The sequence below is a fragment of the Nocardia elegans NBRC 108235 genome, assembly GCF_001612845.1.
Taxonomy (GTDB): domain Bacteria; phylum Actinomycetota; class Actinomycetes; order Mycobacteriales; family Mycobacteriaceae; genus Nocardia; species Nocardia nova.
Genome location: NZ_BDBF01000006.1, coordinates 36,507 through 46,832 on the forward strand (window position 1 = coordinate 36,507; position 10,326 = coordinate 46,832).

At 68.7% G+C, this 10,326-nt stretch carries 13 protein-coding genes; 5 read left to right on the top strand and 8 right to left on the bottom strand.

Going from position 1 to position 10,326, the window contains the following annotated elements; genetic code table 11:
* Positions 1 to 139: 139 nt before the first annotated feature.
* On the bottom strand, positions 140 to 697 hold the full coding sequence (locus tag NE2_RS05035) for an ester cyclase (protein ID WP_063024292.1): 558 nt from the start codon (positions 695 to 697) through the stop codon (positions 140 to 142).
* Entirely contained in the window at positions 694 to 1,350 is a 657-nt protein-coding gene (locus NE2_RS05040) for an SDR family oxidoreductase (RefSeq protein ID WP_063024294.1), read from the bottom strand. The genes NE2_RS05035 and NE2_RS05040 overlap by 4 nt, the downstream gene beginning before the upstream one ends.
* A 79-nt stretch (positions 1,351 to 1,429) precedes the next feature.
* On the opposite strand from NE2_RS05040, the gene NE2_RS05045 reads away from it, so the two are divergent.
* Positions 1,430 to 2,332 carry a LysR family transcriptional regulator gene (locus tag NE2_RS05045; protein ID WP_063024296.1) on the top strand — a complete coding sequence of 301 codons (903 nt, stop codon included), beginning with the start codon at positions 1,430 to 1,432 and terminating at the stop codon, positions 2,330 to 2,332.
* Positions 2,333 to 2,342: 10 nt separating this feature from the next.
* Here the strand turns inward: NE2_RS05045 and NE2_RS05050 are convergent, their stop codons facing one another.
* A complete protein-coding gene (locus NE2_RS05050) occupies positions 2,343 to 2,921 on the bottom strand; it encodes a TetR/AcrR family transcriptional regulator (protein WP_063024603.1) in 579 nt (192 codons plus the stop codon).
* A 74-nt stretch (positions 2,922 to 2,995) separates the two neighbouring features.
* Between NE2_RS05050 and NE2_RS05055 the strand changes: the two genes are divergently transcribed.
* Positions 2,996 to 3,457 carry a cupin domain-containing protein gene (locus tag NE2_RS05055; RefSeq protein WP_063024298.1) on the top strand — a complete coding sequence of 154 codons (462 nt, stop codon included), beginning with the start codon at positions 2,996 to 2,998 and terminating at the stop codon, positions 3,455 to 3,457.
* Positions 3,458 to 3,488: 31 nt separating this feature from the next.
* Here the strand turns inward: NE2_RS05055 and NE2_RS05060 are convergent, their stop codons facing one another.
* The 4 genes from NE2_RS05060 to NE2_RS36665 all read right to left on the bottom strand — a co-directional run bounded on the left by NE2_RS05060 (position 3,489) and on the right by NE2_RS36665 (position 5,760).
* Positions 3,489 to 4,103, bottom strand: a complete 615-nt coding sequence (locus tag NE2_RS05060; RefSeq protein WP_084493809.1) for a flavodoxin domain-containing protein — start codon at positions 4,101 to 4,103, stop codon at positions 3,489 to 3,491.
* Entirely contained in the window at positions 4,037 to 4,591 is a 555-nt protein-coding gene (locus tag NE2_RS05065; protein WP_063024302.1) for a flavodoxin domain-containing protein, read from the bottom strand. Before NE2_RS05065 ends, NE2_RS05060 begins: the two co-directional genes overlap by 67 nt.
* Before the next feature lie 120 nt (positions 4,592 to 4,711).
* A complete protein-coding gene (locus tag NE2_RS36660) occupies positions 4,712 to 5,062 on the bottom strand; it encodes a UBP-type zinc finger domain-containing protein (protein ID WP_063016149.1) in 351 nt (116 codons plus the stop codon).
* Positions 5,059 to 5,760, bottom strand: a complete 702-nt coding sequence (locus NE2_RS36665; RefSeq protein ID WP_084493834.1) for a type 1 glutamine amidotransferase domain-containing protein — start codon at positions 5,758 to 5,760, stop codon at positions 5,059 to 5,061. The genes NE2_RS36660 and NE2_RS36665 overlap by 4 nt, the downstream gene beginning before the upstream one ends.
* A 186-nt stretch (positions 5,761 to 5,946) precedes the next feature.
* Here NE2_RS36665 and NE2_RS05080 point away from each other — a divergent pair, with 186 nt between their 5' ends.
* Genes NE2_RS05080 through NE2_RS05090 form a run of 3 tightly spaced genes read left to right on the top strand, consistent with a single transcriptional unit; the run spans position 5,947 to position 8,064 of the window.
* The gene (locus NE2_RS05080; RefSeq protein WP_233429671.1) at positions 5,947 to 6,420 is read left to right on the top strand and encodes a MarR family winged helix-turn-helix transcriptional regulator; all 474 of its coding nucleotides are present in this window, start codon (positions 5,947 to 5,949) and stop codon (positions 6,418 to 6,420) included.
* Positions 6,417 to 7,262 (top strand): ABC transporter ATP-binding protein, encoded by an 846-nt coding sequence (locus NE2_RS05085; RefSeq protein ID WP_063024305.1) that lies wholly within the window; start codon positions 6,417 to 6,419, stop codon positions 7,260 to 7,262. Before NE2_RS05080 ends, NE2_RS05085 begins: the two co-directional genes overlap by 4 nt.
* A 10-nt stretch (positions 7,263 to 7,272) precedes the next feature.
* A complete protein-coding gene (locus NE2_RS05090) occupies positions 7,273 to 8,064 on the top strand; it encodes an ABC transporter permease (RefSeq protein WP_233429684.1) in 792 nt (263 codons plus the stop codon).
* Positions 8,065 to 8,089: 25 nt separating this feature from the next.
* Here the strand turns inward: NE2_RS05090 and NE2_RS05095 are convergent, their stop codons facing one another.
* Complete coding sequence (locus NE2_RS05095; RefSeq protein WP_063024309.1) at positions 8,090 to 9,820, bottom strand: FAD-dependent oxidoreductase; 1,731 nt, start codon at positions 9,818 to 9,820, stop codon at positions 8,090 to 8,092.
* Positions 9,821 to 10,326 lie beyond the last annotated feature (506 nt).

Consider the following 10,326-nt stretch of genomic DNA (forward strand, 5'->3'; position numbering starts at 1 on the left):
TGCCCACATCACGAGATCGCCTGTCGGCGGCTGCCGGGCGCCGTCGCACGGCCCCGGCAGCCTGCACCTTACAGGTGTCAATCCGGCCGTAAGGCGATATTGGGAGCGCTCGGTCCCATCCCGGCGATCGGGACGGCGGTCACGGTGTCTGCCCGATCTGGCGCAGGAACCTCAGGTTGTCCTCGATATGCCAATCCTCGATGATCCGGGCGTGGTCGTCGCCGAGGTGCTGGATGTCGATGGCGTCGAATTCGACGGCCTGCCCGGAACCGCCGGCCCCGTTGTAACTGCCGGTGAAATGGCCGCGGAAGACCAGACGTGCCGTGAGGGTGTCCCCGGTGACGTACAGATCCGACAGCTCACAGGTGAGGTCGGGGACGGCGGCGCGGAAGGCCTTCGACGCCGCGGCGGGTCCGGCCGGCCCCTGCGGCCGGCCCGGCGGCAGTGTGTTGTCCCGGAACGACGGTGTGACAGCCTGCCGCAGGTAGTCGACGTTGCCGGTGTTCCAGAAGGTGTAGAGCCGTTGTGCCGCACGAACTTCGCGTGCGGCCCGGTCGGCGCCGAGTCCGCCGTCGATGTGCACGGCTCGCGGTACGACCAGGTCGCCGGAACGGTCGACGGGGTCGGCCGGGTGCGGCGGCTGCGCCGAGCAGGCACCGAGAAACAGTGCGGCGCAGACGAACAGCGCGATCCTCATGCCAGTCTCCCGCCGCCGTCGACATGCAGGGTGGTGCCGGTGAGGAAGGGGTTGGTCAGCGCCAGCAGCGCCGCGGCGGAGATGTCGGCCGGTGTCCCGACCCGGCGAGCCGGATTGCGATCGGCGACGGTCCGGAAGAACCCCTCCTTGCCGGGGCCGTCCCACACCCCCGAGTCGACGATGCCGGGGGAGATCGCGGTGACGCGCACCGGCGCCAGCTCGACCGCCAACGCCTCGGCCAGAGCGGCGGCCGCGGCGTTGGTGGTGGCCATCACCGACCGTCCCGGGGACGGCCGCCACGCCGCGATACCGGAGAACAGCAGCATCGCACCTCCGGCACGGAATCGCGGAGCGAAGTGCTTGGCGAGCAGGATCGGCCCGATCACCTTGGCGTCGAAGGCGCGGCGCACCGCGTCGTGGTCGAGTGTGGTGACCGGACCGTTGGCGTGGTCGGCGGCCGGCGACACCAGGTAGTCCACCTCGCCGATGCGTTCGGCCATGGCGCGCACAGTCGCCTCGTCGGCCAGGTCCAGTTCGGGCCGGCCCACCGAAATCACCTGCGCCCCCTGCGCTTCGGCGTCGGCGGCCAGACGTCGGCCGATGCCCGATCCGGCGCCGACGATGACCATCTTCTTGTCTTGCAGCGTTGTCATGCCCGGTTCAGCAGCGCGACAGCACCGGATAATCCCTTCGCCGAATGAATGTTTTCGATCGCTGCCATAGTATGTACGAATGCCAACGCTGCGGGCACTGGAATGCCTCATCGCCGTGCTCGACGCCGGCTCGATCACCGACGCCGCCACCGCACTGCACATGTCACAACCCGCGCTGTCGCACCAGTTGGCGGCGCTCGAACGCGAGATCGGCGCGCCGGTCTTGCAACGGCTGCCGCGCGGGGTGCGCGCCACCGCCATCGGCCGCGCCGTCGAGGCCGACGCCCGCGCCGCGTTGACCGCGGCCGCTCGCGTCGTCGACGGCGGCCGGGCCGCGGCCCGGGGCGAAGGCGGCCTGTTGCGATTGGCCTGCGCGGAGAGCCTGACCGCGAGTCTGCTCGCCCCCGTACTGCGCACCTGGTTGCGCCGCCACCCCGCGGTGCACGTGACGCTCACCGAGGCAACGAGCGCCGACGACCTCGTCCGCCACCTCGAATCCGGAACGGCCGACCTGGCTTTGGGACCCCGGCCGACTCGCTGGACCGGTGCATCCGAACTCGTCGGCACCGAGGAGATCGTCGCGGTCCTCCCCGCCGACCACGCCCTGACCCGGCAGGATCGGCTCCGCTTCGACGACCTCCACGACCAACCGGTGGTGCACTACCACCCCGACAACGGCCTCGCCGGCTGGCTCGACGCCCGAGCCGCGGCCCACGGCGTCACCCTCAGCCCGGTCATGCGCACCCGGCAGGCTGCCACCGCGGCACAACTGGCGGCGGCCGGGCTCGGCATCGCCCTGGTCCCCGTCACCGCCCTGGGCTCCGGCCTGCCCGCGACCCTGAAACGCTTGCATCCCAGCGTGTCCCGCGATCTCGTCTGCCTGCTCGCCACCCCCGCCGACCCACTGCTGCGCCGCTTCGCCTCCGACCTCGTCGACCGCGGCGTCCCCGTGAACCCCTCGGCCGCACGACAACTCGGCTGATCCGCGACGGCTACGACATACGCGGCCGTAGGCCGTCGAGCATCAGGTCGAGCAGGCGCCGCCAATTCCCGCTGCCGGTGCGAATCGTCGCCGAGATCGCACCGACGAGCAGGTAGGCGTCCGCGGCGGTACAGTCCTCCCGCAGCGCGCCGGCCTCGCGATCGCCCGCGATGATCTCGCCGACAACGGCTTCCAGCCGGGCACGAGACATGCCGCGCGGCTCGCTGCCGGGCGAGTGGCGGGCGGCTTCGACGGCCGCGGACAGGCCGCGATCGGCGCTGAGCAGCTCACCCACATGCATCAGATAGCGTCGCAGCCCCTCGCCGGCCCCGGCATGCGTGAGACATTCTGTGCGCGCGTAGTTCTCGATCTCCGCGAAGCGCTGTTCGGCGGCCGCGTCGACCAGCTCCGCGAGGGTGGGGAAGTGGCGATAGACCGTGCCGACCCCGACACCCGCGGCGCGCGCCACGTCGGGCAACTGCACCTGAGAGCCCTTCTCGGCGAACAATTTCCGAGCGGCCCCGAGGAGGCGGTCGCGGTTGCGTGCCGCGTCGGCGCGCGTCTTTCGTGGCGTCGCGGGCGTTGACATCCGTGCGTCCTTTCCGGCTACCATCTAGACGGAAACGGATTCCGATTCCGTTTTGTCGCCGGAAGGGTAGCACGATGTCGCACAACAGATTTCTCCGATTGGCCCCGGGCGAGATACGCCCGGGCCGGATTCCGATGCCACCCGCCTTCGCGGTCAAGGCCACCACCGCCGACACCGAGGGCCGGTTCTCATTGCTCGAGGTGACCCTGGCGCGCGATATCCCGCGACACACCCACGAGGTGGCCGACGAAGCCATCTATGTGCTCAGCGGTGAACTCGGCGTCGACTTCGACGACCGGTCGTACGTAGCGCCCGCCGGAACGTTCGTCCTTTTGCCGCACGGCATCCCGCACGCCCTGCGCGCGGTCTCGAACCCGCCGCCCACAGTGATCCAGATATCGTCACCGGGCGGATGGGAATGCTATCTGGAAGATCTGTTCGACGCGGGGCCCACCGTGCTCACCGACGGCGCGCTCGACCCACGCAAGATCAACCCCATCGCCGCGGCCCACAGCATCCGCTACGAGGAGTCCTGAACGACAGCCCGATACCGCCCCTGCGCAGCGATCAACGCGGACCCGCAATGAGCTCGGCGGCCAGACCGCTCGCCCACTCGCGAACATGTTGCGGGTCACGGAAATCACCCGCCATCGTCTTGGCCATCGCCGCGGCCGGGAAACCGTGGGCATCGGCCTGCAGGCGGCCACCGAAAATCGTGTACTCCCGGGCATTCACGCGACGGGCGGCTCGCTCGACGGCTTTGACCCCCGGCACCTTTTCGGGACCGCCGGAGGTGAGCGAGTCGTCCAGCGGCCCACTGGCGAACAGCCAGACCGGCCGCGTGCGCATCTGCCGCGCGAAACGACGGGCGAAGCGGCGGGCGTGACGATGCCAGCGACCGGTGTAGAGCGCACCGCCGAGGACCACCGCCCCATAGCCGTCGAGGGAGCGAACCTCACGCGCATTGCGGACCTCGGCGTCGACACCGGCCGCGCGCAGCGACTCGCCGATCCACTCCGCCATTTCGGCAGTACCGCCCCGTGTGGAGCCGTAAGCCACGAGAACAGGTTCCGATGTCACGGCGTACCTTCCTCTCACCGGCCGCAGGGGGCGGACTACGGGTAGGCGATATTCGCGGCGGGCTGGGGCAGAAGCAGGATCCGGCCGATCGTCGCCGTCCATTCGCCGATCGCCGGCCAGTCGCGCAGGTCACCGAAGCGACCCCCGCCGAGCAGGCGGTAGATGATCCGCGCTTTCAGCGACACCCCCACGTTCTCGAAATGGCCCGCGAAGGCGCGGTAGCCGACCGGATGGATCGAATCGCGCAACGCGGCGATCTTCGGCGGCACGATTCTGCCCATCCGCCGCCCGATCGGCCCCCGCAGCGCCGGCCCGAGCCCCACGGTGAACAGCCACACATTCGTCGCGGCCAGCTCGTAGCGATGACTCCGAACGAACCCCGACATCTCGGGAAGCACATCCATGTTGTGCACGGCACTGCCGAGGATCACCGCGTCGAACCGCGACAACTCGGGCGCATGCGCCACATCGGCGACCTCCACATCGGCTCCGCGGTTGGCCAGCGCCGCCCCGATATAGTCGGCGATCTCCCGGGTCGAGCCCTGCGAGGTGGCGAAAACGACTGCGATGCGAACAGTTTCGTGAGTCATACGTCGAGCCTGCGCCCCGGCCCGCGACCCCTCCCAGAGGCGGCGTACCTCATGCGATGAGGACGAACGTCCCCAGTGAGCGGCCCCGCCACACCGCCGGGGCCCGGCGCCGCGCATGCGTCAGTGGATATGGTCCTGCCAGTCGGCGGGCACCTTCCCCGCCGGCCCCGGCACCGGCTGCGTCTCCGGACGGCTGGTCGGCGGCGCCAATTGCGGCCCCTCACCGACCGCGCCGTCGCGGTAGTCGTAGAACCAGTCCTCACCCGGTTCGAAGCTCTGGATGATCGGATGGCCGGTGCTGCGGAAGTGGGCGGTGGCGTGCTGGGCGGGGGAGGTGTCGCAGCAACCCACATGCCCGCAGCGCGCGCACCGACGCAGATGCACCCACCAGCCGCCGGCGGCGACACACTCCGCGCAACCGGTCCCGCTGGCGGGCACCTCGACATCGATATCGCTGCCGGAATCGCTCACCGCTGATCTCCTCTCAGGGTCGCGACCACAGCTTCGGCCACGCCGCGGGCACTGGCGGGATTCTGACCGGTGATCAGCCGCCCGTCCGTCACGACGTGGACCCCGAACGGCTCGTCGGCCATGCTGTAGTCGGCGCCCACTTTCACGAGTTCGTCCTGAAGGTTGAACGGTACCGCGTCGGCACGCTGGGCGGCTTCCTCCTCCGGCCACGAGAACCCGGTCACCCGCCGCCCAGCGATCAGCGCGGCCCCGCTCTCCAGCGAGACGTTCAGCAACCCGACCGGCCCGTGGCACACCGCCGACACCACGCGGCCGCTGTCGTGGAACGCCGCGGTCAGCGCGCCGAGATCGTCGCCGCCGAAGTCGAACATGACCCCGTGCCCGCCGGTGAAGTAGATCGCGTCGTAATCCTCGACCTCGATCTCGCCGATGCTGCGCGTACGGTCGAGCAGATCCATGAATTCCCGATCGCGGTAACGGCGGTCGGTGCCGAGGTCGGCCAGGACGTCGTGCGCCAGGCTCTCCGGATCGATGGGCACGAATCCGCCTGCGGGACTGGCGATGTCGACGGTATAGCCCTGTTCGGTGACATAGTCGTAGAAATGGGTCAGCTCACCGAGCCACAGCCCGGTGCGATAGCCGACCTTCTCGTACTCTCCGGCATTGGTGACGATGACCAGAATCCGGTCGGTGGCCACAGCGATCTCCTTCCGGTCCGTGCGCTGGGCGACCGGCCGTCCGAGATCACTGGCGTCCAATCCGGGAACACCGCCGGCCGCGTGATGTCGATCACAACGTAACACGGAAGGCGATCGCCGGAGCCGTCCTGGAACCCGGGGGAGACTCACAGGAAAATAGCTCTGAGTCAGAGGTATTGTGAGACGGTGACCACCCCACCCACCGCCCACGCCGACCTGGTCCCTCGGCTCATGAGCGCTTTCGGCCGCTTCCGCCGCCAAGTCGGCCGCATCGCCGGCCGATCCTTCGACCGCCCCGGTGTCAGCGCCTCCCAAGCCGAATTCCTGCGCCTCGTCGGCCGCAACCCCCACATCTCCGTCAAATCCGCCGCCGCCGACATGGGCCTGGCCCCCAACAGCGTCTCCACCTTCGTCACCGCACTCGTCAAAGACGACCTCCTCGTCCGCGAACCCGACCCCGCCGACCGCCGCGTCATGCGCCTGAGCCTGCCCGCCCACGTCCAGCGCGACGTCGACGACATCCGCAGACGCCGCCACGACATCGTCGCCACCGCCCTCGACGCCCTCACACCGGCCGAACGCGACGACCTCCTCCGCGGCCTCGCCGTCGTCGACAAGATCACCGAACTCCTGCACGACCACGAACAAGGACGACGATGACCCCCCACGCCCCACCCGAACACCCCGCCGCCGCCGTCCCCGCCATCGACTGCCACAACCTCACCCACCGCTACGGCGACCACACCGTCGTCGACCACCTCGACCTGCGCATCGAACGCGGCGAAATCTTCGGCCTCCTCGGCCCCAACGGCGCCGGCAAAACCACCACCATCCGCCTGCTCACCACCCTGATGCCCATCCAGCACGGCACCGTCGACATCCTCGGCTTCCGAGCCGGCCGCCGCGACACCGACATCCGCTACAACCTCGGCTACGTCCCCCAACAACTTTCCATCGAAGCCACCCTCACCGGCCGCCAGAACGTCACCTGGTTCGCCCGCCTCTTCGACGTCCCCCGCCGCGAACGCCGCCACCGCGTCACCGAAGCCCTCGACGCCATGAACCTGCTCGACGTCGCCGACCGCCTCGCCGCCGGCTACTCCGGCGGCATGATCCGCCGCCTCGAACTCGCCCAAGCCCTCGTCAACCGGCCCGCCCTGCTCATCCTCGACGAACCCACCGTCGGCCTCGACCCCATCGCCCGCGACAGCGTGTGGGAACGCGTCCACGACCTTCGCACCCGCTTCGGCACCACCGTCCTGCTCACCACCCACTACATGGCCGAAGCCGACAGCCTCTGCGACCGAATCGCCCTGCTGCACAAGGGAAAACTGCGCGCCGCAGGCGCACCCGCAGACCTGAGGGCCGCACTCGGCCCGCACGCCACCCTCGAAGACGTCTTCCGGCACCACGCCGACGCCGGACTCGACGACGACCCCACCACCGAAGGAGGACTGCGCGGTGTCCGAAGCACCCGTCGAACCGCTCAACGCGCCGGCTGAACTCCCGCCCCTGCGCCACTCCCCGCATGGCGCCGCCCGCATCGCCACCCTGGGCTCCCGCATCCTCACCTTCGCGATCGTCGAACTGCAGAAACTGCGCCACGACCGCACCGAATTGGTCACCCGCGCAGTGCAACCCGCGCTGTGGATGCTGATCTTCGGCACCACCTTCGCCCGCCTGCACACCATTCCCACCGGCGACATGCCCTACCTGGACTTCCTCGCACCCGGCATCATCGCCCAATCGGCACTGTTCATCGCGATCTTCTACGGCATCCAACTGATCTGGGACCGCGACGCCGGCATCCTCAACAAACTCATGGTCACCCCCACACCCCGCGCGGCGCTGATCACCGGCAAATGCTTCGCCGCCGGAGTACGCGCCATCGCCCAGGTGCTGATCATCGTCGTGCTCGCCCTGATCATGGGCGTCCACATGACGATGAACCCGCTGAAACTGCTCGGCGCCCTCGCCGTCGTCGTCCTCGGTGCCGCCTTCTTCGCCTGCCTGTCGATGACCATCGCCGGGCTGGTCACCAAGCGCGACCGTCTCATGGGCATCGGCCAGGCCATCACCATGCCGCTGTTCTTCGCCTCCAACGCCCTCTACCCGCTGGCACTCATGCCCGGCTGGTTGCACGCCGTCAGCCACGTCAACCCGCTCAGCTACGAGGTCGACGCCCTGCGCGGCCTGCTCGTCGGCGGCACCGCCGACCTGTGGACCGACTTCGGCGTCCTCGTCCTGGCCGCCCTCCTCGGAATCGTCTGTGCCTCAGCACTGTTGGGGCGCCTCACACGCTGACGCCCAGAACCGCCGACGCGCCGGTTCAGGCCGGGCGACCATCCGCGGCCATATGGCGGACCTCCACGATCGGCAGCCGCAACGCGGCAGGGGAGGAGGGCGGAACCACCGGCGCCACCGGCGGGACCGGATCGATGCGCCGGTAGGGCAGATCCATCGGCGGACGCGGATCCCACTCGTTCTTGTTCGGCCACATCGACGCCGCCCGCTCGGCCTGAGCGGCGATCGTCAACGACGGATTCACACCGAGATTCGCCGAGATCGCCGACCCGTCCACGATGCTCAACGTCGGATAACCGTGCACACGGTGATACGGATCGATCACACCGTGCTCGCGGTCGCCGCCGATCACGCACCCACCGATGAAATGCGCCGTCATCGGCACACCGAAAATATCCGGCCAGGTACTGCCCGCCGTGGCGCCGAGTTTGCCGGCCACCCGCCGCGTCACCTCGTGCCCGGCCGGAATCCACGACGGATTCGGCTCGCCGTAGCCCTGTCTGCTGGTGTAGCGGCGACCGAACAGCCCACGCCGGGTGAACGTGGTGATCGAATTGTCCAGACTCTGCATCACCAGCAGAATCAACGTCCGCTCACTCCAGCGCCGTGTCCGCAGCAACCGCACCGTCCGCACCGGATGGGTGGCCGCGATCGCCAGCACCCGCACCCAGCGCGGCACGGCCTTCCCGCCGTCGACCAGATAGGTCTGCAACAACCCCATCGTGTTCGAGCCCTTGCCGTAGCGCACCGGCTCGATATGGGTATCGGCGGTCGGATGGAACGACGAGGTGATCGCCACACCCGCCGTCAGATCCAGGCCGGTGTCCACCCGGGTGCGGCCCGCCCCCAGAATCGCCTCCGAATTCGTGCGGGTCAGCACGCCCAGTTGCGGCGAGAGCGACGGCAGCACCCCCGTATCACGCATCCGGAACAGCAACCGCTGCGTACCCCAGGTCCCCGCCGCCAGCACCACGTACCGCGCCGAGAAGCTGCGCTTGCCACCCCGCAATCGGCCCGTCCGGCGCGTGTCGACGCGCCAGCTGCCGTCGTCCTGCGGTCGCAGCGCGGTCACCGTCGTCATCGGATGTACCTGCGCCCCAGCGCTTTCGGCCAAACCGAGATAGTTCTTGACCAGTGTGTTCTTGGCGCCGTGCCGGCAACCGGTCATGCACTCGCCGCATTCGATACAGCCCGTGCGCTCCGGTCCGACGCCACCGAAATAGGGGTCTGCGCTCACGACTCCGGGCTCGCCGAAGTACACGCCGACCGGCGTCGGGACGTAAGTATCGGCGACGCCCATATCCTCGGCCACCGAGCGGATGATCTCATCGGCTGGGGTGGTGTGCGGATTCTCCACGACACCGAGCATGCGCCGGGCCTGGTCGTAGTGCGGGGTGAGTTCGGCGTCCCAGTCGGTGATCTCGGCCCACTGCCGGTCCTCGAAGAACGCGCGTCCCGGTTTGTAGAGGGTGTTGGCGTAGTTGAGCGAGCCGCCGCCGACTCCGGCGCCGGCGAGGATGAAACAGTCGCGCAGCCGGTGGATCCGCTGGATGCCGTAGCAGCCCAGTGCCGGCGCCCACAGATATCGCCGCAGATCCCAGCTCGTGGTGGCGAAGTCGGCGTCTTCGTAGCGTCGCCCGGCCTCGAGTACAGCGACCGAATATCCCTTCTCCACCAATCGCAATGCCGTCACACTGCCGCCGAATCCGGATCCGACGATCACCACATCGACATCGAAAGGCCGCGCTGCCTTCATGACACCTCCTACCGAGGACGCTAACAAGCCACCACCGCAGCCGCGACGGTCTCGTGGCGGGTACCAATCCAGGCGGTGCGCACTGCCTTCGAATCACAAGACGTCCGGGAGGCGCGCGGTGATGTGTATCGGAACCGTCGGCGGCAGACCCGCCCAGGCACCCTCATTACGTCACTGTGACGTTTCGTGACGGGAATCCGGGAAGCCGGGGAAGTGGCTCATAGGAATGGAGAGCAACCCGACGGACGCCTCAGTAAATTTTCCGGCGAATCGGGCCAGAGGCGAAAAAGTTCATCAGGAGGGATTCGGCAGATTTACGCGCGACGGCGGCGCCGAACACCGATGTCGGCGGAATGCGGGACAGTCGAGCAGCGCGGCCGAGGCACGGAAGGCGGGTGCCGAAACATGCTGAGACGCAAGGGTGAATGCAGCCTCCGGCACCCGTTCCATTGCGCCGATAATCTACATTATGTCAAGTAATGGCGGTCTGGCCCGATCCCCTCACC